Source organism: Streptomyces flaveus, assembly GCF_014647675.1.
Taxonomy (GTDB): Bacteria; Actinomycetota; Actinomycetes; order Streptomycetales; family Streptomycetaceae; genus Streptomyces; species Streptomyces flaveus.
The window spans coordinates 41,990-68,714 of the sequence record NZ_BMPQ01000038.1; the positions used below are offsets into that span (position 1 = coordinate 41,990).

Genomic DNA, 26,725 nt, shown 5'->3' on the forward strand with positions numbered 1-26,725 from the left:
GCTCCACACGCTCGGAGCGCCAGGCTACAGACACGTGCCTGCGGACCCACGCCGCCGAACGAAACGGTTTCGTACGCCTATGAAGATACCCTGAGATTCTGCGAAACGAAACCGTTTCGTACGTGTCCTGAATCACGCCCCCACCGGTCAACCCTCGCCACAAGTTGCCGGGCCCCCTCCCCAGGCAAAGCATGGGTAGGTGAGCGACAAGCACGAGAACCCGATCACGCGGGAGCGGGCGCCGGCACCCGAGAACGCGCCCGGCTATCTGCGCTTCCCGCACCTCAGCGGCGACCGGCTCTGCTTCGTGGCCGAGGACGACCTCTGGGTGGCTCCCCTCGACAGCCCCGGCCGGGCCTGGCGGCTCACCGTCGACCGTACGAAGGTCGGCCCTCCGCGCTTCTCCCCCGACGGCCGGCACATCGCGTACACGACGTGGCGCAGCCTCGACCCGGAGATCCACCTCGCCCCGGTGGACGGCGGCCCGGCCAGACGGCTCACCTACTGGGGCAGCCCCGACACCCGCGTCTGCGGCTGGAACCCCGACGGCGACATCCTCGCCGTCGCCTCGCACGGCGAGCCCTTCGCCCACTTCACCTGGGCCTACAAGCTCCCGGTCGACGGCGACCCCGGCGGCAAGCTCCCCTGGGGCCCGGTCTCCCACATCGCGGTCGCCGACGTCGCCGGCGAGCACAAGACGCTGCTGCTCACCGGCACGCCCCCGCACGAGCCCGCCTCCTGGAAGCGCTACCGCGGTGGCGCCACCGGACGCCTCTGGCTGCACGGGCGGCGCATCCTCGACGAGCTCGACGGGCACCTGGACGCGCCCATGTTCGTCGGCGACCGCATCGCCTTCCTCTCCGACCACGAGGGCGTCGGCAACCTCTACTCCTGCCTGCACGACGGCTCCGACCTGCGCCGCCACACCGACCACGACGCCTTCTACGCCCGCCACGCCGCCGGCGACGGCACCCGCGTCGTCTACCAGTGCGCGGGCGAGCTGTGGATCGTCGACGAGTTGTCCGCCGACTCGGGGCCCCGCCGACTCGACGTACGCCTGGGCGGGCCGCGTGCGGGGCGCCGCCCGTACCAGGTTCCGGCCGGTCTGCACGTCGACGGGATCTCCGTGGACGAGACGGGCCGGGCCAGCGCCGTCGTCGTCCGCGGCAGCCTGTACTGGCTCACCCACCGCGACGGCCCGGCGCGCACCATCGCGGACACTCCGGGCGTACGCGTACGGCTGCCGGAGATGCTCGGCTCGAGCGGGCGGCTCGCGTATGTGACGGACGCGGAGGGCGAGGACGCCGTCGAGATCGCGTACCTGCCGCGCGCGACCGGCGCCCGCGCACCGCGCCGGATCGCTTCCGGCCGTCTTGGCCGCGTACTGGAACTCGTCTCGGATCCGCAAGGGGAACGGCTCGCGATCGCGTCCAACGACGGGCGGCTGCTGCTCATCGATGCGACGGAGGAGCCGGAAGGCGGCCAGATCACCGAGCTGATCCAGTCCGTCAACGGGCCCGTGCGCGACCTCGCCTTCTCCCCCGACGGCGCCTGGCTGGCCTGGTCGCACCCGGGCATCGGCCGGTCCCTGCGGCAGATCAAGATCGCGCGGATCGAGGGGCCGATAGCCGAAGGTCCGAGAGCCGAGGGTCCAGGAGCCGTAGGCCCGGTGGCGCACACGATCGTCGACGTCACCAACGGCCGCTTCGAGGACGAGAACCCGGTGTTCACGTGGGACGGCCGCTTCCTGGCGTTCCTGTCCTGGCGCGGCTTCGACCCGGTGTACGACGTGCACACCGGCGATCTGTCCTTCCCGCTGGGCTGCCGCCCGTACCTCGTCCCGCTGTCGTCCGCGACGCCCTCCCCCTTCGCGCTGACCCCTGAGGGACGCCCGGCCGCGGGAGGCCTGGACGTGGTCGAGGAGGACGCCGGCGACGGCGCCGCGGTGACCGTCGAGACCGAGGGCCTGGCGATGCGGGTCACGCCCTTCCCGGTGCCCGCCTCCAAGTACTCGGCGCTGTACCCGGTCGCCGGCGGCGGCCTGGTCTGGCTGCGCTGGCCGATCTCCGGCGCGCTCGGCGAGACCTTCGTCAACCCGGACGACACCTCCGGGCGGCCCACGCTGGAGTACTTCAACATCAGCAAGGCGAAGAAGTCCGAACTCGTCGACCAGCTCGACTGGTTCGCGCTCAGCGGCGACGGCTCGCGGCTCGTCGTGGTCGACGAGGGCGACCTGCGGGCCGTCCCCTCCACCGAGTCCGGCGACCTGGACACCACCGTGTGGATCGACTCGCGGCGCATCCTGCACCACGTCGATCCGGCCGCCGAGTGGCGGCAGGCGTACGAGGAGGCGGGCCGCCTCATCCGCGCGTACTTCTGGGAGCCGAAGATGTGCGGCATCGACTGGGACGCGGTCCTCGACCAGTACCGGCCGCTGGTCGAACGGGTCGCCTCCCCCGACGAGTTCGCGGATCTGCTGCGCGAGGTCCTGGGCGAGCTGGGCACGTCGCATGCGTACGTCATTCCCGCGCGCCGCAACGAAGGCCCGCCGCACTACCAGCGCGCACAGGGCCTGCTGGGCGTCAACTTCGTTCGCAAGGACGGAAGTTGGGTGGTTCGGCGGGTCCTGCCCGGCGAGTCGTCCGACCCCAAGGCGCGTTCACCGCTGGCCGGTACGGGGATCCGCGAGGGCGCGGTGCTCACCCATGTCGACGGGCGGCCGGTCGATCCGGTCGCCGGGCCGTATCCGCTGCTCGCGGGGGCGGGCGGTACGACGGTGGAACTGACGTTCGCGGTGACCGACGGGGCTGCAGGCACGGACGGGATTACAGGCGCGGACGGAGTTACGGGCGCGATGACCGACCCGGCGGCGGACGCGGCAGGCGGCGAGGCCCATGCGCGCCGGGTCGCGGTCGTGCCGCTGATCGACGAGCGGCCTCTGCGCTACCAGGACTGGGTGGCCAAACGCCGCGAAGTCGTACGGGAGTTGAGCCACGGCAAGTGCGGGTATCTGCACATCCCGGACATGGGCGGCTCGGGCTGGGCCCAGTTCAACCGTGATCTGCGCATGGAGATGTCCCGGCCCGCCCTGATCGTCGACGTGCGCGGCAACGCCGGCGGCCACATCAGCGAGCTGGTCGTGGAGAAGCTCACCCGTACGATCCTGGGCTGGGACCTGACGCGTAACGCCCAGCCGGTGTCGTACACCTCCAACGCCCCGCGCGGCCCGGTCGTCGCCCTCGCCGACGAATCGACGTCCTCGGACGGCGACATGATCACGGCGGCCTTCAAACTGCTCAAGCTCGGCCCGGTGGTCGGGCAGCGCACCTGGGGCGGCGTGGTCGGCATGACCGGGCGGCACCGTCTCGGTGACGGCACGGTCATCACGGTTCCCATGAACGCCGCCTGGTTCGACGCGTACGGCTGGTCCGTCGAGAACCACGGCGTCAGCCCCGACCTGCCCGTGCTGCGCACCCCGCTGGACTGGGCGGAGGGCCGCCACGCGCAGTTGGCCGACGCGGTCCACCTGGCCCTGAAACTGCTGCCGGACCATCCGGCGGCAACTCCCCCGGACTACAACCACGTTCCGGACCGGACCCGCCCGAAACTGCCTCCCAGGAGAACCGCGTAGTCCAAGGCGCAATGACCGCCCTCCTAGGACAACGCGTAAGGGGTGCCCTCCCATTGAGGGCACCCCTTACCGATCAGACCGGCTCAGCGCGATCGAGCGTGATCGAGCACGGTCAGATGTCGTAGTCCTGGTCGAGACGGTCCTGCTCCTCCTGCTGGGCCCGGCGCGTCGGGTCCTGCCCCTGGCGGCCGCGCTGCTGCTCCTGACGGCGGCGCTGGGCGTCCTCGTGCTGGGCCCGCTCTCGTTCCTCCGGGGTCATCCGGCTACGACGCTCGCGCTCTTCCGGTGTCAGCCGGGAGCGTTCGCTCTCGTCCCGGCCTTCGCTCGTCTTTTTCTTCGCGCTCCGCTGAAGCTGCTCGGCCTTGTCCTGGAACTCGTCCTTCATGCCCATGAGATTCACTCCCTGGTGGGTGTGGGGATGGGGCCGGAACCAGATTTACATGGCCTGACAAAGCGCGCATTTCGGTCAGTTACGTTCGGTTACGCACCGCGCCGCGCGCCTCTTCATCAGCCGCCCCACCCGCGCCGACAAGCCCCGTACGGACCCGCCCGAGGCGCGGCTCGAACCGCTGCATCTCCCGCCGCCCCACCGTCGCGACGATCCCCGGCAGATACCCGCGTACACCCTGCACACCGCGCAGCCACCACTGCCCGTACACATGACTCGACCGCCGCTCGATCCCGGCCACGATCCGGTCGACGGCGGGCCCCAGCGGATACGTCTTCCCGGCCGGCCACGGCATCCGCTGCCTCAACTCCCGCATGACGTCGTCCTGATCGGCCCCGCGCACCATGTCGGTGTCGGTCCACGACAGATAACCGACCCCGACGCGTACGCCCTTGTGGCCGACCTCGGTGCGCAGGCTGTGCGCGTACGCCTCCACGCCCGCCTTGGACGCGCAGTACGCCGTCATCATCGGCGCGGGCGTGAGCGCGGCGAGCGAGGCGATCTGCAGCAGATAGCCGCGGCTCGCGAGCAGGGCGGGCAGGAAGGCGCGGGCGGTCACCGCCGAGCCGATGAGGTTGACCTCGATGACGCGGCGCCAGGCCTCGGGGTCGGAGCCCGCGAAGGTCCCGCCGTTCGCGACGCCCGCGTTGGCGACGACGATGTCGACCTTCCCGAACCGCTCCTCGACCTCGGCCGCGACCCGGACCATCGCCTCGTGGTCGGTGACGTCGGCGTACCAGTGACCGCCCTCGGTGTGCAGCCGCCCGGCGACCCGCTTCAGCTCCTCCGGCTCCAGACCGACCAGCGCGACCTTCGCGCCGCGCGCGGAGAGCTTGCGGGCGAGGAGTTCACCGACGCCGCGCGCCGCTCCGGTGACGACGGCGACCTGCCCTTCCAGGCTTGTCCCGCTCCTCATGCGCCTTCCTTCAGCCCGGCCCCCACATAGGCGGACGCGAGTTCCCGGATCCGCCCACTGACCAGCTCGGGCGCCTCGATGGGCGTCATGTGCCCGATCCCGGGCAGCTCGGTGAGGCCGGCACAGTCGGGCAGCGCGGCGGCCAGTTCGCGTGCGTGGACCGCGGGGGTCATCCGGTCTGCCGTGCCCACGATCACGGCCGTCGGCATGGTCAACTCCCGTACGGCATGGTCGAGTTCGAGTGCGTCCAGTACGTGCGACCAGGCGTACCGCACCTGGCGCGGACACGCGTGCACGATGCGCGCGCATGCGTCGACCATCTCCGGGGCCGAACCGGGGCCCATCGTCGCGTACTTGAGGATCCGCCGGGCGATCGGCGTGACCGGCCCCATCGGCGCCCGCGCCCCCAGGATGCGCCGGGTGAGCCAGAGCCGCAGCCGTCCGGCCCGCAGCGGCACCACCAGCGACTCGGCGACCAGCCGCGAACTGCCCGTACTGCACAGCAGCACGGCCGCCGCATGCTCCCTCAACCGCTCCCGTCCAGAGGCGGCGATCACCGTCATCCCGCCCATGGAGTGCCCCACCACCACAGCCTTCTCGCCCGACTCGAGGGTGGCCGCGAGCACGGCCTCCAGGTCGTCGGCGAGCGCGTCCGCGGTGCAGGTGGTGTGCGCGGGACTGCGGCCGTGCCCGCGCTGGTCGTACGCGATGACCTTGTGGTCGGCGGCGAGATCCCGTATCTGCGCCGCCCAGTAGGCGGTCGAGCAGGTCCAGCCGTGCGCGAGCACGACCGCGGGGGCGTTTTCGGGCCCGTGCACCTCCACGTGCAGCCGCGCGCCGTCGGCGGAGACCGCGGTCAACTCCCTTACGGGCGCGGGCGGGGAGTAGGGACCACTCTTCACATGCGTCAGTCGGCTCACGCGCCGGCCTCCACCTTCTGCTCGCCTTGGATGTCGTCGGTACGTTGCCGGGGTTCCCGGAGGACTTCGTACTCCGCGAGGTCGACGCGTCGTGTCGCGCTGCGGAACTCCGTCGTCGTACCGGGCCAGATGGTCGTGTTGCGGCCGTTCGCGTCGAGGTACCAGCTGGTGCAGCCGCCCGTGCTCCACACCGTGCGCCGCATGCGCTGCTGAACCCTGTCGTTCCAGGCGCTGACGGCGCTCGGGCGGGCGTCGAGGGCGGCCCGTCCACCAAGGACGTCCAACTGCCGCAGGTAGTCGGCCATGTAGTTCAGCTGGGACTCGATCATCAGGATCATGGAGTTGTTCCCGAGGCCCGTGTTCGGGCCGATGATCGACATCCAGTTGGGGAACCCGGCCGCACTCGCACCACGCAGCGACTTCATGCCGGTCGCCCACGCCTCGGCGAGGGTGCGGCCGTCCGCGCCCACGACGCGCTCGGCGATCGGCAGGTCGGTGACGTGGAAGCCCGTACCGAAGACGATCGCGTCGGCCTCGGTGCGGCTGCCGTCGGCGGCGATGACGGTGCTGCCCCGGATCTCCGTGAGCCCGGAGGCGACGACGTCCACATTGGGCCTGGCGAGCGCCGGATAGTAGTCGCTGGACAGCAGGATGCGCTTGCAGCCGATGCGGTAGTCCGGAGTCAACTTGGCCCGCAGCACCGGGTCCTTGATGGCGCGGGCCATGTTCAGCCGGGCGAACCGCTCGACCAGGCCCAGCTCGCCCGGATGCTTGGTGAACGCCTGGACCTGCAACTCCCGGATGCCCCACAGGAGTCCACGCCGGGCCTGCGCGGTGAAGGGCAACTGCCGGTGCAGCAGACGCTCGACACCGCTGATCGCCCGGTCGACGCGCGGCAGCACCCACGGCGGAGTGCGCTGGAAGAGGGTGAGCCGGGAAACCCGGGGCTGGATCGCGGGCACGATCTGGGCTGCGGAGGCGCCCGTACCGACGAATGCGACCCGCTTGCCGCGCAGGTCGTAGTCATGGTCCCAGCGAGCCGAGTGGAAGACCGCGCCAGGGAAGGTGTCGAGCCCGGGGATGTCCGGGATTCGGGGCTCGGAGAGCGGCCCGGTGGCGGAGACGACGACATCGGCGGTGAGGTTGCCGCTACTGGTCTCGATCTCCCAGCGCAGCCGCTCGCCGTCCCAAGTCATCCTCTTCACTTCGGAGTTGAAGCGGAGGTGGGGGCGAATACGGAAGACATCCGTCACATGCTCAAGGTACGCGCGGATGTGCTCCTGCCCCGAGAAGGTGCGCGGCCAGTCGGGATTGGGGGCGAAGGAGAACGAGTAGAGGTGGGACGGTACGTCGCAGGCGCAGCCCGGATAGTTGTTGTCCCGCCAGGTGCCGCCGACGCTGCCGGCCCGTTCGAGCACGACGAAGTCGGTGATCCCTTCCCGCCGCAGCCGCACGGCGGCCCCGAGCCCGCCGAACCCGGACCCGACCACCGCCACGCGCACATGCCGCACGTCCGCGTCCGCACCCTCGCGCTCGGTCATCCCGATGCCTCCCTGCCTGGCCCAGCTCTGCCGTGCCGTGCCGCCTCAGTGCGACCATGCCAGTGAACACTGGCGCAATGGGGAGAGTAGGGGAACGGCGCATTCCTGGATAGAGGGCAGGCCCCAAGAAGTTACCGGCGGTACAACATAGGCTGCTCGTGTGGCTGAGGCATCGGGAGAGCGGGAATCGGGGAAACGGGAGCCCGGCGAGCGGGAGGCGGGAAAGCGCGAGTACCGCATGGAGGAGCTGGCCGAGGAGGCCGGCATCACGGTGCGCACCCTGCGCTTCTACCGCGAGCGCAAGCTGCTTCCGCCGCCCCGCCGCGAGGGCCGTATCGCCTGGTACGACGACGATCACCTGGCCCGCCTGCGCACGATCTCGGCACTCCTGGAACGCGGCCACACCCTCAGCGGCATCGCCGAACTGGCCGAGGCCTTCGACCACGGCCGCGACGTCGGCGAACTGCTCGGCCTGGGCGCCCCCACCGAGGAGGTCCCGGTCCGCCTCTCCCCCGAGGAACTGGCCGACGCCTTCGGCGACCAGGCCACCTCCGAGAACCTCGCCGCCGCCCTCGACCTCGGCTACCTCGCCACGGACGGCACCGACCTCGTCCACATCAGCCGCCGCCTGCTGGACGTCTCGGCGGCCCTGGTCCGCGAGGGCATCCCCCTCGCGGAGGTCCTACGGACCGGCCGCCGCGTACGCGAACACGCGGACGCCCTGGCCGAGTTGTTCACCGACCTCGCCATCGCCCGCGGCGCCTCCCCGGAGGACCTCGAGCGCTTGCGCCCGCTCGCGAAGAGCGTGGTGGAGGCGGAGTTGTCGATGGCGCTGGACCGGCGGGTGCGGGACGCCGGGAAGCGGGCCTGAGCGCTCCGCTGGAAGTGCAGTGATGAGGCTGCGGGCCGGTGGGGGCTGGTCGCGCAGTTCCCCGCGCCCCTAAGAGGCCTGCGGCCTCCTTAGGGGCGCGCGGTCCGCACCGGACTTCTCAAGACGGCTCAGAGGCTGTAGAGGACGGTCACGGGCGCGTGGTCCGACCACCGCTCCGCATGCGTGGCCGCCCGCTCCACGTACCCCTTCACGGCCTTGGCCGCGAGCCCCGGCGTCGAGACGTGGAGATCAATGCGCCAACCGGCATCCCGATCAAAAGCCCGCCCACGGTAGGACCACCACGTGTACGGCCCCTCGACATCCGGATGCAGAGCCCGTACGACATCGACGTACCCGCCCTCCGCCTCGCCGAAGACCGCCGTGAGCCACTCGCGCTCCTCCGGCAGGAACCCCGAGTTCTTCCTGTTGCCGCGCCAGTTCTTGAGGTCGGCCTCCTGGTGGGCGATGTTCCAGTCACCGCAGACGACGACCTCGCGACCGTCGGCGGCGGCTCGCTCCCTGAGCGCCTTCAGGTAGGCGAGGAACTCCCCCATGAACCGGACCTTCTCGTCCTGCCGCACGGTCCCGACCTCACCGGACGGCAGGTAGAGGGAGGCGACCGTGACCCCGGGCAGATCGACCTCCACGTACCGCCCACTGCCGTCGAACTCGGCGGACCCGAAGCCGACTTGGATACGGTCGGGCTCCCGCCGCGTATAGACGGACACCCCCGCACGCCCCTTGGCGGCGGCGGGCGCGTGCACGACATGCCACCCGTCGGGCTGTCGAATCCCCTCGGGCAACTGCGGCGGCTCGGCCCGCACTTCCTGCAGACACAGCACATCGGCGGAGGTGCCCGCGAGCCACTCCACAAAGCCCTTCTTGGCAGCGGCCCGAAGCCCGTTCACATTCACAGAGGTCACAGTGAGCACCGGGGCACCATACCGGCCCATGGGAAAATGGACCGCCCTGCACGGCGCATAGAAGTACGATACTCAGCATGGATATACGCCGCGCCTCCTTCGACCACCCTGACGCCGTCAAGCTGAACGACCAGGTCCAGGCCGAGTACGCCGCGCGCTACGGGGACGAGGGTGACGTCACCCCGCTCGACCCGTCGATGTTCGAGCCGCCGCTCGGCCTGTATCTCATCGCGTACGACGCGCAGGAGCGGCCGGTGGCCACGGGCGGCTGGCGTGCCCAGGACGCGAACGACGAGGGCTACTCGGACGGCGACGCGGAGATCAAGCGCATGTACGTGATCGAGGAGGCGCGCGGCAACCGCCTCGCCCGCCGTATCCTCGCGACCCTGGAGGACGACGCCCTCGCGGCCGGCCGTACGCGCATGGTCCTGGAGACGGGCACGAAGCAGCCGGAGGCGATCGCCCTCTACACGTCCAGTGGCTACAAGCCCTGCGCCAAGTTCGGCCACTACCGCTTCCACGACGCGAGCAGGTGCTTCGCGAAGCCGCTCTGAAGTCCCTGTGAAACACCGGACCTTGATGCGGCGTCAGGCGCGCAGAAAGGTCAGTACGGCCAGCACCCTGCGGTGGGTCTCGTCGGCCGGGGGCAGGTCCAGCTTGGTGAGGATGCCGCTGATGTGCTTGCCGACGGCGGCCTCGGACACCACCAGTTCGCGGGCGATCGCGCCGTTCGACCGGCCCTGGGCGATCAGCGCCAGGACCTCGCGCTCGCGCGGGGTGAGCCGCTCCAGCGGATCGCGGCGGCGGCGCAGCAGTTGGCGTACGACCTCGGGGTCGACGACCGTGCCGCCGTCGGCGACCTCGATCAGCGCGTCCACGAACTCCTCCACCTGCCCGACCCGGTCCTTGAGCAGATAGCCGACGCCCGTTCCGTCGCCGGAGTCGAGCAGGTCGGCGGCGTAGGTCCGCTGGACGTACTGGCTGAGGACCAGGACGGGCAGCGTGGGTCGCGTCTCGCGCAGTCGTACGGCCGCGTGCAGGCCTTCGTCCTGGAAACCGGGGGGCATCCGGACGTCCGTCACCACGATGTCCGGCCCGTGCTCGTCGACCGCGGCGAGCAGCGCATCGGCGTCGCCGACGGCCGCGACGACCTCGTGCCCGTAGCGGGTGAGCAGGCCGATGAGCCCGTCCCTCAGCAGCACGCTGTCCTCGGCCAGGACTACACGGAGCGAACGGGCCGATCCATCCGATCGGTCGCCTCGGTCGACTCGGCCAACTCGGTCAGCTCGCAAGGGATCTCCACGCGCAACAAGGTCGGTCCGCCGGGTGGGCTGGACAGGGAAAGTCTGCCATCCAGTACTGACACCCGGTCCGCGAGTCCGGTCAGCCCGCTGCCGTTCCCGGCGTCCGCGCCGCCCCGCCCGTCGTCGCGTACCTCCAGGAACAGCCGCCCGTCGCGGTGACCGCCGCCGATCTCGGCACGGTGCGCCCCGCTGTGCTTGTCGACGTTGGCGAGGGCCTCGGACACCACGAAGTACGCGGCTGCCTCGACCGCTTGGGGCAGGCGCCCGGGCAGTTCCAGGCTCAGGTCCACGGGGATTACGCAGCGGTCGGCAGCGTCGGCGACGGCCGCCTGGAGTCCGTAGTCCGCGAGGACCTGCGGATGGATGCCGTGGATGAGTTCGCGCAGCTCGGCCAGCGCCTTGCCCGCCTCGTCGTGTGCCTTGGCGAGCTGGTCGGCGAGCGGGCCCGGCGGGGCGTCCAGGCGAGCCAGGCCGAGAGTTATCGTCAGGGCCACCAGGCGCTGTTGCGCCCCGTCGTGCAGATCGCGCTCTATACGCCGCCGCTCCGCCTCGAAGGCGTCCACCAACCGGACGCGGGAACGCGCCAGTTCGACGACCCGCACGCTCAAGTCGCCCTCGCGGGAAGCGACCAGCAGACGCGTCAGCGCGGCCCGCGCGCCCGCCGCGACCCCGAGAACGTAGGCGCACAGGCCCATCAGGACGAGCCCGAGGACGGCGATGCCGAAGGCGGCCGGCCAGCTGGTGACCGTCCACTGTTTGAGCACCTTCGCCTCATGGCCGTCGCCGACCGTCGCCATCAGCAGCGGAGTTGCTGTCATGGACGCCGGGAACAGCAGTGCGAGGGTGAGCACCAGGACGTCCACCGGCCACAGCAGGCCCGCGAACAGGAGCGCGTACCCGAGTTCCCGCCAGGTCGTCCGCTCCCGCAGCCGCGTCGTCAGCCAGGGCCACAGGCCGGGCGCGGCGGGCACCCGGTGCTGGTCGGGCGCCGGCTCCAGGTCGACCAGACGCAGCCTGAGCCGCTCGACGCGGGCCACCGGCAGACCGGCCAGGGCCGTGCCGACCAGCAGTGGCAGCCCCACCAGGACGACGGCGAGGACCCCGCCGACCGCCGCCAGGGTCACGATCGCCACCAGGGTGGCAACGCCGGTCACGGCACCGGTGACCAGGTAGGCGATTGAGCGCCACGGCCATGCCGACAGCAGGTAGCCGGGCCTGGTCATGGCCTGCCACACGTTGCGGGGCTGCGCGGGGATCGCTGGATGCATGGGGATCACCGTATGAGCGGCGTACGTGGCTGTGCCATCGGTCCAGGGGGTGGATCGGGGGTAGGCCTGGCCCTACCCCAGGTCTCGGCTCTGCCGCACTGCGCCTTTGTGCCCCCGCACGGTTTCGTGAAGCCGTCACAATCCCGAATCGCCAGATCGAGGCCATGCTGTGCTGAGAATCGCCCTGCGCACGCTGCGTACCCGCTGGATTTCCTTCGTCGGCAGCTTCGTCGCCCTCTCGCTGGGCGTCGCGCTGATCGCCGTGATGGGTCTGGCCCTGGCCTCCTCGCTGGACGCCCCCGAACGCCGGCCCGAGCGGTTCGCCGCGGCGCCGGTCGTCGTGCAGGGCGCGGATACCTTGCGCGTATCCACCGCGAACGGCGACGAGACGCGACAGCTCGCGCATCCGCGTGCCGTACCGGCCAAGGTCGTCGCGCGGCTGAAGGATCTCGGGACGGTCGTCGAGGACCGGTCGTTCGCCGTACGGGCCCGGGGCGGCCCCCGCGAACTGGTGGGCCACCCCTGGTCGACCGCAGCCTTCACTCCGTACGAGATGAGGACGGGACGCGAGCCGCGTACGGCCGACGAGGTCGTCGTCAGCGGCGACTGGGCGAGACCGGGTGAACGCGTACGGACCGACCGCGGCACCGTACGCGTCGTCGGCACCGTCGCCGCACGCGGCTTCGAGAACGCCGTGTTCCACACCGACGCACGCGCCGCCGAGCTGTCGCCGCACAGCGTCCAGCTCGTCGTGGACGCGGACGCGGCGGCCGTACGCGGCGTGGTGCGCGGCAGCGGCGTACAGGTGCTCACCGGGAACGCGCGCCGTTACGCCGATGCCGACCCGGACCGGGACAGCGAGGCGCTGACCGCGATGAACGCCCTGTTCGGCACGGCGGGCGGGGTCACCGGCTTCGTGTCGGTGTTCGTGGTGGCGTCCACCTTCGCGTTCGCGGTGGCCCAACGGCGCCGGGAGTTCGGGCTGTTGCGTACCGTCGGGGCGACCTCCGGCCAGATCCGGCGCATGGTCTTCGCCGAGGCCCTCGTGATCGGCGTACTCGCTTCGGCCGCCGGCTGCGTACTCGGGGCGTACGGTGCGCCGTGGCTCGCCGACCGGGTGGTCGACGGCGATCTCGCACCGGGCTGGTTCACGATCGGCGATCACACCTGGCCGTACCACCTGGCCTTCTGGACGGGCCTGCTCGTCGCGCTGTGCGGAGTGGTGGCCGCTTCCTGGCGGGCCGGGAGGACGGCGCCGACCGAGGCGCTGCGCGAGGCGTCCGTCGATACGCGGACGCTGACGTGGGGCCGCGGGCTGTGCGGCGCGGCACTGCTGCTGACCGCCGCCGTAACGCTGGGGATGGCCCTGTTCAGCGATCCGGGCGACCTGCTGCACCGCAAGACGTACATCAGCCGCACCATGCTGCTGATCACCGCGGTCGCCCTGCTCGCCCCGGTCCTGGTGCGTCCGCTGACCCGCGCGATCGCCTGGCTCCCGGCCCGACTGCCGGGCGTGATCGGCAGGTTGGTACGCGAGAACGCCGCCACGGACGTACGCCGCACCGCCGCCGTCGCGGCCCCCGTCCTGGTCACGGTCGCGCTGGCCGGCTCCCTGCTCGGCGCCACCGCCACCCTGAACGAGGCGAAGGCTGCCGAGACCCGCGAGCAGACGGCCGCCGACTTCGTGATCACTCCGGCTGACGGCGCGGACTTCCTCCCGACGGTGGCGCGGCTGCGCGAGGTGACCGGAACCGTGGTCTCCGCGACCTCGTCGAGCGCCGTGCACACGCTGGAGGAGGGCGTGGCCCTCATCAGGTCCGAGGCCCGCGCCGCCGATCCGCGTACGCTCGCCGCGACCACTCATCTCCCGGTCACGGTCGGCAAAGTCCGCGACCTCGACGACGACTCGATCATCGTCAACGAGGAGTGGGAGAAGCACACGGTCGGACAGCGCGTGGACGTCTGGCTCGGCGACGGCACGAAGAAATCCCTACGGATCGCCGCCGTACTGTCCATCGGCACGGGCGACAACGGCGTGTACGTCACTCCGCGCAACGCCCCGGGCGCCACGGTCGACCGAGTGGACGTGGTCGTCGCGGAGGGCGGCGACAGGTCCGCGGTGGCAAGGGGCCTGCACGAGGCGGTGCGCGGCACGGGCGGCGAGATCCTCACCAAGTCCCAGTGGATCCGGTCGAGTTACCCCGAAACCAACCGCACGACCCGGCTCGGCATCCTCCTGGTCCTCGGCATCGCCTTGCTGTACACGGCCATCTCCCTGACCAACACCATGATCACGGCAACCTCCGACCGCTCCCGCACCCGCGACCTGGCCGCCCTACGCCTGGCCGGCGCCACCAGGGGCCAGGCCCTGCGCATGGTCGCCGCCGAGGCCCTGCTGGTGGTGACGGTGGGAGGCGCACTCGGCCTCTTGACCACCGCCCTGAACCTGCTGCCGATGTGGGCCGCCCTGACCCTCCTGTCGGCCCCCACCCCGCTCCAGATCCCCTGGCCGACCCTCGCCACAACGGTCATGGCGTGCGCACTCCTCGCCGTGCCCTCGGCACTCGCCGTCGCGGGGGTCGCCTTGCGGCGAGGGGCGGTGAGGTCGGCGGGCGTACAGGAGTGAGGCTCTGCGCCCCTCCTTTGAGTGATGGCGCCAGCATCAATTTCGAAGTAGTTTCAAAGTTGTGAGTACCGAGAACGCAGCCGTGAACTTCTCCGAGCTGGTGAACAAGAACAAGAAGACACTCGCCCGACTCAAGGAATCGCCGCGACTACTGCTGCACCGCAGAGACGGCGAGGACCTGGTCCTGACCACCGCTGCACGGGCTGAGCAGGACCAGACCGTGGTTTCGGCCGCCACCCGGATGCTGGCCGCGATGGCACGCCGGGAGCCCGGCAGTATGGAGCTTCTCCTCGGCATACTGCCGGATGCCTTCCCATGGGTCCGTTTCCTGCCCGAGGCCGATCTCCATGCCTTCGCCGTCGAACTGGTCGACACCATGCGCGCCGCCGACTCCCTCGGCAACAGCGCCTCCGTCGCGCAGCTGCTCATCGCCTGGCAGCACACAGCCGAGGTCTACTCCGACCCCGAGCTCCTGGCCGCGCTGACCAGAGACCATGGCGAGGACTACGGCCCGGCTGCGGACCCGCGGGACATCGGATGACCGCCGGCCGCGGCGACCGCGCCGCACCACCGGCACCGGAAGGCCACTGGGAAGTCCGCTTTGCGGACGCGGCCTCGGCACTCCTCCTCCTCCTCCTCCTGAACAGCGCGACCAGGCCTTGTCGAACCTCACCCCGCGCGAGAGCGAGGTACTGCGCCTGATCGCGGAGGGCCGCTCCAACGCCGGCATCTCGGAATCCCTCTTCATCACGGAGAAGGCGGTCAACAAGCACATCGGCAACATCTTCCAGAAGCTGGGGCTGACACCGACAGAGCGGGGCAATCGGCGGGTGCTGGCGGTGTTGGCCTGTCTGGAGCGGTGAGGGTTCCTCGCGGCAAGCAACCTTGTGGCGGTGAAGGCGGCGGTGGGAGCGCGTAACACCCTTTTGGTCACCTCCTCCCGGGCGCCTGCCGGAGTTCGCCGACGAGTTGGGGGGTGAGGAGCGCGCCGCCGCGGTCGGAGAGGACGGACATCTCGTAGCCGACCAGGCCGATGTCGCAGCCCTCCTCGGCGAGGACGCCGAGGCAGGAGCCGTCGCGCATCTGGTTGATCATCATGAACCCGTCGAGCATTTCGATCATGACGAGCTTCATACCGCGGAAGCCGTGCGTCGCGGCGGCGTTCTGGGTGAGGGACGCGATACCGGACACCACGGCGGAGAGGTGGTCGGCACGGTCGCGGGTGAGGCCCTCGGAGGCCGCTATGAGGAGGCCGTCGGAAGAGACGGCGACCGCGTCGGTGACGCCGTCGGCGGTGCGGACGAAGTCGGAGATGAGCCAGGCGAAGTTCTGGTGCGTGGAGGTCATGGATGGTTCCTATCTGGCTTCGGCGCGCGCGACGCCCGCCCTGAAGCCGTTGAGCATGGAGGAGACGGACTTCCGCGGGTCCGGCGGCGGGGCCTCGTCGGGGGCGAGGATCCGGGCGGGGAGGGTGACGAGAGCGGACAGGCCTCCATCGGGGGTGTCGGAGAGCAGGACATCGACACCGAGGCGGCGGGCGAGGCGGCCGACGACATAGTGGCCGAGGTACCGGGTGGGGGCGACGAGGAACGCCTCCTCCCCGGCGATGCGGGCGTTGGCGCCGGCGAGGTCCTCGGGGGACATGCCGACGCCGTGGTCGACGATGGCGATGGAGTATTCGTTGCCGTCGCCCCAGCCGTGGACGTTCACGGGCTCGTCCGGCGGGGAGAAGGTGAGGGCGTTCTCGACCAGCTCGGCCAGCAGGTGAGAGAGCTCGGCGACGGCGCGGCCGCTGATCCGACGGGGCTCGATCTCGGCTATGGCGACCCGTCGGTACTGCTCGACCTCGCCCAGGGCGGACTGCACCAGTTCCAGACTGCTGGCGGTCGTGCTGCTGATCTGGGGGGTGCGTTCGTCCACGAGGACGAGCAGGCTCTCCGCGTTGCGGCGCATACGGGTCGCGAGGTGGTCGAGTTCGAAGAGTTCGGCAAGCGACTCAGGGTCGAGCTCCTGCTGTTCGAGGGCGGTGATGAGGCTCAATTGACGGCGGACGAGCCCCTGGTTGCGGCGGCCTAGGTTGGCGAGTGACTCGGTGGTGTTGCGGCGCAGTACGGCCTGCTCGGCGGCCAGGCCGACGGCGATGCGCTCGACGTTGTGCAGGGCGGCGACGACCCTGGTGATCTCCTGTGCGCTGCTGGGCAGCCCCCGGTCCTCTTCGGGCGGGACGAGTTCGCCGGTCTGGATGCGCGCCACAATCTCGGGCAGGCGGCGCTGGGCGATGCCGTCGGCCTCGCGGGCGAGCGTGTCGAGGGGCCTGGTGATGGCGCGGCCGGCGAGGATCGCGGCGGCGACGAGGGCGGCGGCCATCAGCACGCCGAGGGCGATGTAGCCGGCCAGGGCGGTGGCGGCGGCGTCGCTGAGAGTTTTGGCGCGGGTCTGTACGTCGGTGTCGATCCGCTGCTGCGCCCGATACAGGGTGGCGTCAACGAGGCTCCCGTCGCGGGCGAACGCTACCGGGTCGGCGTGCAGCCGTGACCCGTCGTTGGCCTTGAGGGCCGCGTTCTCAAGCCTGTCGAGGCGTTGGATCACGGGCGAGGAGAAGATCTTCGTCACGTCGTCGCGCTGGGACGGAGTGGCGAGCTCGAAGAAGCGGCCCATTGCGGACAGGCGCGTAGCCCGCGCTTCGACGAAGTCGAGGAAGCTCGTCCCCTTGAAGGAACCTGCGGCCAGAACGCCGGCGAGCAGGCTGCCTTCCTGGCTTTGGGCTTCCTTCGCCTCGGCGAGCGCCTGGAGGGCGGCCAGGTCGTCACGCAACAGCCGGTCGCCGCGGGTGGCCTTGTCCGCGGCGGGGTCGGCGGCATTGAGTGCGCCGATCACGTTGGTGTAATAAGTCTGGGTCTTCTTGCGGTCGGCCGTGCCTGAGTCCACGGCGGTGCGGATCGAGTCGAGCTTCCCGAAGCGGCTCATCGCGCCGGCCGCGAGCGGCTCGTCACGCAGCTGACGGCGGAAGCCGTCGACCTGCTCGCGCTTGCGGGTGAGCTGTGTGCGGTAGCTGTTGTCGCCGGCGAGCAGGCCGTAGGTGAAGATGCGCTCTGTCTGCATGTTGTGCACCAGATCCTGGATGCGCACGCTCACCCCGATCTGCGACCTGGTGTCACGCGCGTCCTGGTACGCATTGAGCTGGTTGTCGACGGCCACGCCGACCATCACCAGCAGCAGGCAGGTCGGTACGGCGAGGATGAGCGCCATGCGTCCGCGGATGGTGCGCCAGCCGAATGCGTTGCCCATGTTCTGCGCCCAGCGGCCTCGGCCGGACAACCCCATCTACGACTCCCACCTCGTCGACCTCATCAACGGTCAGACATTAGCGACCCATCCCCATAACAGGGTTTCTGTCGCATAACGTATCGGCCTCAGCCGTGTCACCGTATTGCCCTATTAGGTACTGAATCGTTACACGCCTGGCTCGCCAGGCCACCCATTTCGGCGGCGCGCGCATGCCCGCCCTGAGGGGGACACGAGCTCACTCGCGCGAAGGCCGTCCAGGCGCTGCGCGAACTTGAGCGGACCGGCGCAACGGTCACCTTCGAGGCTGTCGCCCGCACGGCCGGGGTCTCGCGATCCTGGCTCTACAGCCAGCCCGATGTCCGCGACGAGATCGACATCGGCAACCCGAAACACCGGCCCGCACCCGGCCAGGTCACCCAGACACTCCTCGTCGCCGCCCTGGTCACCGCAGGCGACCTCGACATCCTCGAGACCTGGCTCTACCAGCGCACCGGCACCCACCTCACCGACACCGACTTCGGCGACGCCGATCCCCAGCCACCAACGCCGCCAGAGACAAACCCACCCGCGCGCGGACCGGACGGCCACCGCCACCCACTACAAAGCACTGAGCGGACAGAACAACACGTGATCACGGCCACACTCCACAACCGCCGCCATCCACCACCCCGAACAGCCCTCGGAGACGACGAAGATCCCGCACGATCATCATGATCGCCGGGATCTCGTCAACCGCTCCTGAGCTAACTCAAGAACGGCCGTGCGGTGGACCTGAGGGGATTTGAACCCCAGACCCCCTCGATGCGAACTACCGGCATTGCGGTCGCTGAGGTCTCCTCACCTGGTCAGCCGGACAGTGAGGATCAACTACGGTCGGTGATGGTCGGCACGGTTGCTGTACTTCCGTGCTGTACCGCAGCGACGAAGGCTGGGGCCTGGCTGCACGCCCGGACCGCTATTGCCCCCTGCCCTGGCAGCCAGCCGACCCTGTTTATGCTCACGCCCATGGCACTCGAATGGGAACAGATCATCGTCGACTCCTCCGACCCCATCGCCCTCGGGCGCTGGTGGGCCGAGGCTCTCGGCTGGGTAGTGGTTGACGAATCCGAGGAGATCATCGAGATCCGGCCTGAGCCGGACCAGATGCCGGGGCTGCTCTTCGTGCCTGTCCCCGAGGGCAAGACGTCGAAGAACCGGCTCCACCCCGACTTCCGCCCCGACGACCAGGAGGCCGAGGTCGCCCGGCTGCTCTCCCTCGGTGCCCTGCGCGCCGACACCGTGCAGGGCGAGCAGCACTGGGTGACCCTCCTCGACCCGGAGGGCAACGAATTCTGTGTCCTGGGTGAGCGGAAGAGCTGAGCGGGGCCGGGCAGCCGTTCAGGCGGAGGTGCCGGACGGTTTCACCCACCCGCAGCTGCCCCCGCCGCTACTTCCCCGAAGGCAGCATGGACAAGATCTCCCCCAGGACATCGACCAACTCGACCCGGCTACACCACTACACGGGACTTGACCCCATAGGCGTGCGTGGAGGTTCCGATGCGCTGCATCCCCAAGCACTCGTAGAGCCGAATGGCTGCTGTGTCCTTGGCCATGACGTCGAGCACCACCCGTAGTCCGCGTTCGCGAGCGTAGGTGTTCGCTGCCTTCATGAGCCGTTCGCCGAGTCCCTCATGGCGCGCTTCCGGTGCGACGAACAGGCGTGCGCCCACAGCCAATTGGGCTTCGCTGTCCTGGCTCTTGTCGAGCCACAGAGCCACGGCGTCCTCCCCGCTTGGGCGAGTCAACGCCGCATGGCCTACAACCCGCTCGCCGCGAACCGCCACCCATGCCGCCAGTAGTTCCGGCGGAGTCAGCCACGCTTCGGGGTCGTCGACTCCTTCGACCGGGTACCCGTCCTCGGCATGCACCTTCACCAGCGCTGCGGCTGCCTCGGGAACGTCTCATCCGTACGCCGTCGGATGGTGGAAGCCTGTTCTGTGGCGGCTTCGCGGCTCATCGGGTCTGGGCTCCCGTCAGTCGGTCGGTAGCTCGTACGTCAAGACGTTCTCGTCGGCGCGGAGCACGAAGTGATTGAGAGGTCCATGGGCGTCTCGTCCTGGTCGTAGCTGATGTGCACCACATCGAGGACGGGCGTTCCAGACTCGGCGCCGAGCCGTTCCGCCTCCTCGTACCTCGGCATGCGGGCCTGAACCTCTTCGAGCATCCGACTGATCCTGTGGCCCAGTCCCTCGAACGCGGCATAGATCCCGCCGGGGCCAGGCACGGCCTCTTCCAAGTACGTGCCTCCGGCGATCGAGAGCGGAATGTACGTGGTCACGAGCTGCACCACTCGCCCGTCGGCGCGGTACGGTACGCGACCAAGGCCGCCGAGACGACCGGGACCCTTGAACGCACCCCGTCGCGTCGCACGGTGCAGGATGCGCGCGCTGTTCTGCGGTCGGCACTGACCAACGCAATGACCGAAGAGATGATCTCGAAGAACGTCGCGGCCCTGGTCAAGGTTCGATCGGCGCGCAAGAAGAAGCGGCACCCATGGTCCGTAGAAGAGGCGCGGCAGTTCCTCGAAGCCGCGAGCACGACTCATGATCCGCTTTGTGCGGCGTACGTGCTCATCCTCGTCCTGGGCTTCCGGCGTGGTGAAGTACTGGGCCTCACCTGGGACAACGTGAACCTGGACGCCGGAGAGATCACGGTGCAGATGCAGCTACAGCGGATCAACCGGCGCCTGGTCCACGACGAGACCAAGACTGAGGCGTCGGCGGCCACGCTTCCGCTGCCGCAGATCTGCGTGGCTGCGCTCCAACTCCGCAGGAAGGAGCAGGAGTTGGCGAAGCAAGCCGCTGGCGACCTATGGACGGACTCAGATCTCGTGTTCACCACGCGCTACGGCACACCGTTCGAGCCCTGTAATTTCAACCGCCGGTTCGTCGACCGGTCGGCCAAAGCGGACGTTCGCCGGATCCGCCTGCACGACACCCGGCACACCTGCGGCTCGCTCCTGGCAGCCCTCGACGTGCACCCCCGCGTCGCGATGCAGATCCTTCGGCACAGCAAGATCGCGGTGACGATGGAGGTCTACACGCACGTGCCGTCAGAGTCGACCCGGCAGGCACTCCGCAAGCTCGGCAAGCACCTTGGGAAGCAAGATCCAATGTAGTTGCTGTACTTCACTGCTGTACGGCATGCAAAAGCCCCTACTGGCGATCACCAGTAGGGGCTTTGAGCTGCGGTGGACCTGTGGGGATTTGAACCCCAGACCCCCTCGATGCGAACGAGGTGCGCTACCAGACTGCGCCACAGGCCCTTGCAACGAGGGAAACTCTAGCATCCGGGTCCGGGTGCTTGGAAATCCGTTCCTGGCTGGTCAAGGGCGGGGCTTCCGGGGCGCTGCCACTCGCTTGTCACTCGTTGGCGGCGCGCGGTCGGTCGCCGTCCTCGTACTGGTCGAAGAGCGGGGTGCGGCCGCGTTCGCGGGCGCGGCGGGCCGAGGCGGCGCGGCGCGCGTCCGCGGCGCCGTCCGAGTCCGCGTCGGGCTCGGACGGCTCGTCCTCCGGCGTCGGAGCCGCCCCGGCCGCGGGGCGCTCGGCCGCGCTGGACCGTGCCGAGCTCCACGCGTCGGGTGCGCCCAGGTCGACGCCGGACGTGGCGCGCGGGGCGACGGGGGCCGTCACGTACGTCGGCAGCGGTACCGGTACGGGGTCCCAGCTGTCGCCGCCGGCCGGACCGCGGCGGCGTTCGCGCTGCTGGTCGACCCACTCCGCATGATCGGTCTGCTCGACGAGGGCTCGGCGGTCGGCGGTCAGCGCGGACAGGCCGGGGTCACTGGTCGGCTCGGGTCCGTCCTCCAGGTCGTCGGCGGCGCCCGGCTCGGCGGGCGGTCGTCGCCTCGGCTGCCGTTCCCGCAGCCGCTGCGCCGCGGCCTCGGCACGCCTGCGGTCCATCGTGTACGTGAACCGCCGCCGCTCCTGGGAGCGCAGATACGCGATGTAGACGCTCAGCAGTATCGCCGGCACCCCGGGCGCCCACAGAAGGGCGAGTCCTCCGACAGCCGCCACGATCGCGCCGAGCGTGAAGGCGAGGAAGAGAACCGTCGTCGTACGCCGTCGGCGCGCGAGCACCTTCGAGCGCCGGGCGCGCGCGGCGGCCTCCGCCGCAGCAGCCCGGCGCGCACGGGACGACGAGGGCGAGGAGGAGGACGACGATGACGTCGATGCCGGAGACGACGACGGCTTGGCGCTCGGCTTCCCTCCCGGCTTGGCCCCCTGCTGAGGCACCGGTCTGGCCCCGGCCGAGCGGCCCGCCTGCGACGCCGACTTGGCACCGGGCTTCGACTCCGCCGCGGATGCGGACTTGGACCCGGACTCGGACGCCGAGCCGGACGCCCGCTTCCCCGAAGGCCGACCCTCCGCCTCGGGCCGCCCCTCGCCGCGTACGCCCCGCGCATCGTCCCGTACATCCGCGACCTTGCCCCGTACCTCGCGCCGGGTCTGAGGCATGGCGAAGGCCCGGGCGTCCACCGAGGCGGTGAGGCCGTCCGGTTCGGCGTCGCGCTCCCCCTCTTCGGTGGAGCGCGCCCGCAGGTCCTTGGCGTATCGGCGCTCCATCCCCGCCCGTCCGGACAGCAGCCGGATGGCGGTGCTGAAGCGTTCCGTCGGACGGGCCTCATTCAGCTCGTCCTGCCTACGGAGCCACATGGGCACCAAGTAGGCGGCCCAGGCCCCGACAATGACTGCGTAGATGAGGCCGCTGCTGCTCACGCCTCACACGGTAGAGGGGTTTACGTGAGGCCATCTGCCAATTCCGCCGGTGTGTCGCACGATCTGGCTGATATTTCGAGCTTTTTTTGTGACCGATGCGATCAGCAGGCCGCCGAGACCGGGAAATTAGTGCCTCAGGACGGTCGATCACCGATCATTTTCGAACACGTATTTCATTTAGGTGGTGTTCTCGGTGGCCTTGGTGGAGCCTGGCCCGAGGCACCGCGCGACCAGCCACGACGGGCCCGCAGCCTCATTGCGGCACTTCCAGCGGAGCGCTCAGGCCGTGTTCCGGGGGGTGTCCCGCGGTGAGTTTTCGGATGTGTTCCGGGAGCGTGTCCGCTGCCAGCGGCTGAGCAGGCCCTCGGGGACCTCTTCTGCCGTGAGCGCGAAGACGAGGTGGTCGCGCCAGGCCCCGTCAATGTGAAGATAACGTGGACGAAGTCCTTCTTCGCGGAATCCGAGTTTCTCCACGACCCGGCGGCTGGGCACGTTCTCGGGGCGAATGCAGACTTCGATGCGGTGCAGCCCTACGGTGCGGAAGCAGTGGTCGACCGCGAGAGCGACGGCCGTCGGCATCACTCCGCGTCCGGCGACCGCCTCGTCCACCCAGTAGCCGATATGGCCCGAGCACATCGAGCCCCAGGTGATTCCGGCGACGGTCAACTGCCCGACGAGCCGCCCCTGGTACTCGATGACGAACGGCAGCATCCGGCCCGCGTTGGCCTCGGCGCGCAGATGCCGGACCATCTGACGGTAGGTCGGCCGGTGCGCTATCGGCCCGCTGGGCGTGGGCGGCGGAATGGTGGCTTCCCAGGGGCGCAGCCAGTCCCTGTTGCGTCGGTTGACGTCGCGCCAGACCCGGTGGTCGCGCATCTTTATGGGCCGGAGGACGACATCGGCGTCCACCAGCTCGACCGGCCAGGATGGGCTGTTCAGCTCGCACCCCCACTGCCGCTGGATCTGGGGTGATCGCCGCCGCGGAGCTGGTCCACGGCGTGGATCAACAGGGGTTCCAGGACGGCGAGTCCGTCCCTGACCCCGCCGGTGGAACCCGGCAGGTTCACGATCAGCGTCCGTCCGGCGACTCCGGCCAGGCCTCGGGACAGCGCCGACGTCGGCACCTTCTCCCTTCCGAACGCTCGGATGGCCTCCGCAATGCCCGGCACCTCGTGGTCGAGGACGCGCCGGGTCGCTTCGGGGGTGCGGTCGGTGGGCGAGATGCCGGTGCCTCCGGTGGTCACGATGACGTCGTACCCGGCCTCGACGCCCTCGCGCAGGGCGGCCTCCACGGGGTCACCGTCGGGGACGACCCGGGGTCCGTCCACGTCGAAGCCGTACGAGACGAACCCCTCGGCGATCAGGGGGCCGCCCTTGTCCTCGTAGACCCCGGCGGCGGCGCGGTTGGATGCCGTGACGACAAGGGCGCGATACGTCATGTCCGGCTCCAGTCGCCCGACTTGCCGCCCGTCTTCCCCTCGACGCGTACGTCCGTGATGACTGCCCCCTTGTCGACCGCCTTGACCATGTCGATCACGGTGAGAGCCGCCACGCTGACCGCGGTGAGGGCCTCCATCTCCACGCCCGTACGGTCGGTGGTCTTCACGGTGGCCAGGATCTCGACGGCGTCGTCCGCGACCGACAGATCAAGCTTGACACCCGACACCGACAACGGGTGGCACAGCGGGATCAGGTCCGGTGTGCGCTTGGCGCCCATGATGCCCGCGATGCGCGCGGTGGCCAGCGCGTCGCCTTTGGGGAGGCCCTCGCCGCGCAGCAGCTCGACCACCCGGGGTGAGACCAGGACCCGGCCGCTGGCGCGGGCGGTGCGCGCGGTCACGTCCTTCCCGGACACGTCGACCATACGGGCGGCACCCGCCTCGTCGATGTGGGTCAGTCGGTCGTTGGTACTCATGGCGCTCCCGGTCGGGCGTGTTGTGCGCGACACGGTACCGCCATCCCGGCCCTGTCAGCCGAGGAGGACCACTTCGACCTCGGTGCCGGGCTCCACGGATTCCACGGTCTCGGGGACCACGATCAGCGCGTCGGCGCGGGCGAGGGCCGCGATCAGGTGCGAGCCGGCGCCGCCGACCGGGGTCACCTCACCGTTCGCGTACCGCCCGCGCAGGTATTGACGGCGTCCGGAGGGCGAGGTCAGCGCCTTGTCGGTGTTCAGGGCCGCCCTGGTCGTGGGCCGGTGGATGTCGTCGACGCCCATCAGGGTGCGGATCGCGGGGCGTACGAACAGTTCGAAAGAGACGTACGACGAGACGGGGTTGCCCGGCAGCGCGAGCAGCGGGGTGTGGTCGGGGCCGATGGAGCCGAAGCCCTGGGGCTTGCCGGGCTGCATGGCGAGCTTGCGGAACTCGATGCCGCTGCCGGGCTCGTCCTCGTCACCGACGGACTCCAGCGCCTCCTTGACGACGTCGTACGCCCCCACGCTGACGCCGCCCGTGGTGACCAGGAGGTCGGCGCGGATGAGCTGGTCCTCGATGGTGGCCCGGAGGGTCTCGGCGTCGTCTGCGACCGCGCCCACGCGGTAGGCGATGGCTCCGGCGTCGCGGGCGGCGGCGGTCAGGGCGAAGCTGTTGGAGTCGTAGATCTGGCCGTTGCCCAACTCCTCGTCGGGCTGGACGAGTTCGCTGCCGGTGGACAGCACGACCACGCGCGGGCGCGGGCGCACGCGTACGGTGCCGCGGCCGATCGCGGCGAGCAGCGCGATCTGCGGCGGGCCGAGGATCGTGCCCGCTTCGAGTGCGCGGTCCCCTGCCTTGACGTCGCTGCCCTTCGCGCGCACGTGCGCGCGTGCCGGAGCCGGACGGTGCACCTGGACCTGCCCGGAAGCGCCCTCGGGGGCCGCGCTGTGGGCGCGCATCCGGGAGACGGGGCCCTCGCCGAGGCCGCCGTCGGTCCACTCCACGGGGACGACGGTCTCGGCGCCCGGCGGCAGCGGGGCGCCGGTCATGATGCGGGCGGCCTCTCCGGGGCCCACCTGGAGCGGCTCGGCCGGGCCCGCCGCGACGTCTCCGACGACCGTGAGGACGGCCGGGAACTCCTCGCTCGCGCCCGCGACATCGGCGACCCGGACCGCGTACCCGTCCATCGAGCTGTTGTCGAACGGCGGCAGGGAGACCGGCACCGTGACGTCCTCGACCAGGACACAGCCCTGGGCGTCGAGGAGTTGCAGCTCGATGGGTTCGAGGGGGCGGACGGTCGTGAGGATGTCCTCCAGGTGCTCGGTCACCGACCAGAGGTGGTCCTGGCCGGTGACGCGGGTCGCGGCGCTGCTCAAGGTTGCTACATCTCCTCGGTGACGTAACTGCGAAGCCAGGTCCGGAAGTCCGGGCCCAGGTCTTCACGTTCGCACGCGAGTTGGACAATGGCACGCAGGTAGTCGCCCCGGTCGCCGGTGTCATAGCGGCGGCCCTTGAAGACGACGCCGTGCACGGGTCCGCCGATCTTCTCGTCGGCGGCGAGCTGCTGGAGGGCGTCGGTGAGCTGGATCTCGCCGCCGCGGCCCGGCTCGGTCTTGCGGAGTATGTCGAAGACGTGCGGGTCGAGGACGTAGCGGCCGATGATCGCGTAGTTCGACGGGGCGTCCGCCGCGGACGGCTTCTCGACCAGGTCGTGGACCTTGACCACGTCGCTGTCCGGGGTGGCGTCGACGGCCGCGCATCCGTAGAGGTGGATCTGCTCGGGCGCGACCTCCATGAGGGCGATGACGCTGCCGCCGTGCTGCTCCTGGACCTGGACCATGCGCGCGAGCAGGGGGTCTCGCGGGTCGATCAGGTCGTCGCCGAGGAGGACGGCGAAGGGCTCGTGGCCGACGTGCGGGGCGGCGCACAGGACGGCGTGGCCGAGGCCCTTGGGGTCGCCCTGGCGTACGTAGTGCATGGTCGCGAGGTCGCTGGACTCCTGCACCTTGGCGAGCCGGTCGGCGTCGCCCTTCTTCTGAAGGGCCGATTCCAGCTCGTAGTTGCGGTCGAAGTGGTCCTCAAGGGGACGCTTGTTGCGGCCTGTGATCATGAGGACATCGTCGAGGCCCGCGGAGGCGGCTTCCTCGACCACATACTGGATCGCCGGCTTGTCGACGACCGGCAGCATCTCCTTGGGAGTGGCTTTGGTGGCCGGCAGGAACCGGGTACCGAGGCCCGCTGCGGGGATGACAGCCTTGCTGATCCTGGGGTGTGCCTGAGTCATGCCGGTCACCATATCCGGTGCCAAAGTATTGA

At 70.2% G+C, this 26,725-nt stretch carries 24 protein-coding genes, 1 tRNA gene and 1 pseudogene; 8 read left to right on the forward strand and 18 right to left on the reverse strand.

The features are described 5' to 3' along the window. Nucleotides 1–223: 223 nt before the first annotated feature. Complete coding sequence (locus IEZ21_RS41000) at nt 224–3,631, forward strand: S41 family peptidase (RefSeq protein WP_189326938.1); 3,408 nt, start codon at nt 224–226, stop codon at nt 3,629–3,631. A 112-nt stretch (nt 3,632–3,743) separates the two neighbouring features. Here IEZ21_RS41000 and IEZ21_RS41005 read toward each other — a convergent pair whose 3' ends face one another. The 4 genes from IEZ21_RS41005 to IEZ21_RS41020 form a co-directional block, all read right to left on the reverse strand. Further along, on the reverse strand, nt 3,744–4,022 hold the full coding sequence (locus tag IEZ21_RS41005; protein ID WP_189326910.1) for a hypothetical protein: 279 nt from the start codon (nt 4,020–4,022) through the stop codon (nt 3,744–3,746). Between the two features lie 79 nt (nt 4,023–4,101). Beyond that, entirely contained in the window at nt 4,102–4,995 is an 894-nt protein-coding gene (locus IEZ21_RS41010) for an SDR family oxidoreductase (RefSeq protein ID WP_189326911.1), read from the reverse strand. Further along, the gene (locus IEZ21_RS41015) at nt 4,992–5,915 is read right to left on the reverse strand and encodes an alpha/beta fold hydrolase (RefSeq protein WP_189326912.1); all 924 of its coding nucleotides are present in this window, start codon (nt 5,913–5,915) and stop codon (nt 4,992–4,994) included. Before IEZ21_RS41015 ends, IEZ21_RS41010 begins: the two co-directional genes overlap by 4 nt. After that, on the reverse strand, nt 5,912–7,456 hold the full coding sequence (locus IEZ21_RS41020; RefSeq protein WP_189326913.1) for a flavin-containing monooxygenase: 1,545 nt from the start codon (nt 7,454–7,456) through the stop codon (nt 5,912–5,914). The genes IEZ21_RS41015 and IEZ21_RS41020 overlap by 4 nt, the downstream gene beginning before the upstream one ends. 238 nt (nt 7,457–7,694) lie before the next feature. Here IEZ21_RS41020 and IEZ21_RS41025 point away from each other — a divergent pair, with 238 nt between their 5' ends. Continuing rightward, nucleotides 7,695–8,327 (forward strand): MerR family transcriptional regulator, encoded by a 633-nt coding sequence (locus IEZ21_RS41025; protein ID WP_033323027.1) that lies wholly within the window; start codon nt 7,695–7,697, stop codon nt 8,325–8,327. 128 nt (nt 8,328–8,455) lie between these two features. Here the strand turns inward: IEZ21_RS41025 and IEZ21_RS41030 are convergent, their stop codons facing one another. Continuing rightward, on the reverse strand, nt 8,456–9,280 hold the full coding sequence (locus IEZ21_RS41030; RefSeq protein ID WP_189326914.1) for an exodeoxyribonuclease III: 825 nt from the start codon (nt 9,278–9,280) through the stop codon (nt 8,456–8,458). 47 nt (nt 9,281–9,327) lie between these two features. Here IEZ21_RS41030 and IEZ21_RS41035 point away from each other — a divergent pair, with 47 nt between their 5' ends. Beyond that, entirely contained in the window at nt 9,328–9,804 is a 477-nt protein-coding gene (locus IEZ21_RS41035) for a GNAT family N-acetyltransferase (protein ID WP_189326915.1), read from the forward strand. A gap of 33 nt (nt 9,805–9,837) precedes the next feature. Here IEZ21_RS41035 and IEZ21_RS41040 read toward each other — a convergent pair whose 3' ends face one another. Both IEZ21_RS41040 and IEZ21_RS41045 read right to left on the reverse strand, forming a co-directional pair. Beyond that, nucleotides 9,838–10,452 carry a LuxR C-terminal-related transcriptional regulator gene (locus IEZ21_RS41040; RefSeq protein WP_246568713.1) on the reverse strand — a complete coding sequence of 205 codons (615 nt, stop codon included), beginning with the start codon at nt 10,450–10,452 and terminating at the stop codon, nt 9,838–9,840. 17 nt (nt 10,453–10,469) lie between these two features. Next, nucleotides 10,470–11,777 (reverse strand): sensor histidine kinase, encoded by a 1,308-nt coding sequence (locus IEZ21_RS41045; protein ID WP_189326940.1) that lies wholly within the window; start codon nt 11,775–11,777, stop codon nt 10,470–10,472. Between the two features lie 214 nt (nt 11,778–11,991). Here IEZ21_RS41045 and IEZ21_RS41050 point away from each other — a divergent pair, with 214 nt between their 5' ends. From IEZ21_RS41050 to IEZ21_RS41060, 3 genes and pseudogenes are all read left to right on the forward strand, one after another. Then, nucleotides 11,992–14,448, forward strand: coding sequence for an FtsX-like permease family protein (locus IEZ21_RS41050; protein WP_189326916.1), 2,457 nt, complete (start codon nt 11,992–11,994; stop codon nt 14,446–14,448). Between the two features lie 61 nt (nt 14,449–14,509). Continuing rightward, complete coding sequence (locus IEZ21_RS41055; RefSeq protein ID WP_189326917.1) at nt 14,510–14,989, forward strand: hypothetical protein; 480 nt, start codon at nt 14,510–14,512, stop codon at nt 14,987–14,989. A gap of 118 nt (nt 14,990–15,107) precedes the next feature. Next, nucleotides 15,108–15,311: pseudogene (locus IEZ21_RS41060) on the forward strand (response regulator transcription factor); the annotation flags it as partial. Nucleotides 15,312–15,378: 67 nt separating this feature from the next. On the opposite strand, the gene IEZ21_RS41065 reads toward IEZ21_RS41060, so the two are convergent. Then, entirely contained in the window at nt 15,379–15,795 is a 417-nt protein-coding gene (locus IEZ21_RS41065; RefSeq protein ID WP_189326918.1) for a roadblock/LC7 domain-containing protein, read from the reverse strand. 9 nt (nt 15,796–15,804) lie between these two features. Further along, complete coding sequence (locus tag IEZ21_RS41070) at nt 15,805–17,736, reverse strand: ATP-binding protein (RefSeq protein ID WP_189326919.1); 1,932 nt, start codon at nt 17,734–17,736, stop codon at nt 15,805–15,807. 1,005 nt (nt 17,737–18,741) lie between these two features. On the opposite strand from IEZ21_RS41070, the gene IEZ21_RS41075 reads away from it, so the two are divergent. After that, nucleotides 18,742–19,095, forward strand: coding sequence for a VOC family protein (locus IEZ21_RS41075; RefSeq protein ID WP_213089421.1), 354 nt, complete (start codon nt 18,742–18,744; stop codon nt 19,093–19,095). A 128-nt stretch (nt 19,096–19,223) separates the two neighbouring features. On the opposite strand, the gene IEZ21_RS41080 is transcribed toward IEZ21_RS41075, so the two are convergent. Beyond that, complete coding sequence (locus tag IEZ21_RS41080) at nt 19,224–19,649, reverse strand: GNAT family N-acetyltransferase (protein WP_246568715.1); 426 nt, start codon at nt 19,647–19,649, stop codon at nt 19,224–19,226. A gap of 122 nt (nt 19,650–19,771) precedes the next feature. Beyond that, entirely contained in the window at nt 19,772–20,266 is a 495-nt protein-coding gene (locus IEZ21_RS48555; RefSeq protein ID WP_281399674.1) for a UTRA domain-containing protein, read from the reverse strand. Between IEZ21_RS48555 and IEZ21_RS41090 the strand changes: the two genes are divergently transcribed. Beyond that, the gene (locus tag IEZ21_RS41090) at nt 20,147–20,893 is read left to right on the forward strand and encodes a site-specific integrase (RefSeq protein ID WP_246568717.1); all 747 of its coding nucleotides are present in this window, start codon (nt 20,147–20,149) and stop codon (nt 20,891–20,893) included. The two genes, IEZ21_RS48555 and IEZ21_RS41090, sit on opposite strands and share 120 nt — an antisense overlap. A 73-nt stretch (nt 20,894–20,966) precedes the next feature. Here IEZ21_RS41090 and IEZ21_RS41095 read toward each other — a convergent pair. The 7 genes from IEZ21_RS41095 to galU all read right to left on the reverse strand — a co-directional run bounded on the left by IEZ21_RS41095 (nt 20,967) and on the right by galU (nt 26,693). After that, nucleotides 20,967–21,040 (reverse strand) — tRNA-Ala (locus IEZ21_RS41095). 97 nt (nt 21,041–21,137) lie between these two features. Then, a complete protein-coding gene (gene sepX / locus IEZ21_RS41100; RefSeq protein ID WP_189326922.1) occupies nt 21,138–22,493 on the reverse strand; it encodes a divisome protein SepX/GlpR in 1,356 nt (451 codons plus the stop codon). Nucleotides 22,494–22,772: 279 nt separating this feature from the next. Further along, nucleotides 22,773–23,402 carry a GNAT family N-acetyltransferase gene (locus tag IEZ21_RS41105; RefSeq protein ID WP_189326923.1) on the reverse strand — a complete coding sequence of 210 codons (630 nt, stop codon included), beginning with the start codon at nt 23,400–23,402 and terminating at the stop codon, nt 22,773–22,775. A 26-nt stretch (nt 23,403–23,428) separates the two neighbouring features. Beyond that, nucleotides 23,429–23,932, reverse strand: a complete 504-nt coding sequence (locus tag IEZ21_RS41110) for a MogA/MoaB family molybdenum cofactor biosynthesis protein (RefSeq protein ID WP_189326924.1) — start codon at nt 23,930–23,932, stop codon at nt 23,429–23,431. After that, nucleotides 23,929–24,441, reverse strand: coding sequence for a cyclic pyranopterin monophosphate synthase MoaC (gene moaC, locus IEZ21_RS41115; protein ID WP_373302362.1), 513 nt, complete (start codon nt 24,439–24,441; stop codon nt 23,929–23,931). The genes IEZ21_RS41110 and moaC overlap by 4 nt, the downstream gene beginning before the upstream one ends. Before the next feature lie 21 nt (nt 24,442–24,462). Then, nucleotides 24,463–25,785: a molybdotransferase-like divisome protein Glp gene (glp, locus tag IEZ21_RS41120; RefSeq protein WP_189326925.1), complete on the reverse strand. Its 1,323-nt coding sequence runs from the start codon at nt 25,783–25,785 to the stop codon at nt 24,463–24,465. Nucleotides 25,786–25,790: 5 nt separating this feature from the next. Continuing rightward, a complete protein-coding gene (galU, locus tag IEZ21_RS41125; protein WP_189326926.1) occupies nt 25,791–26,693 on the reverse strand; it encodes a UTP--glucose-1-phosphate uridylyltransferase GalU in 903 nt (300 codons plus the stop codon). Nucleotides 26,694–26,725: the final 32 nt, after the last annotated feature.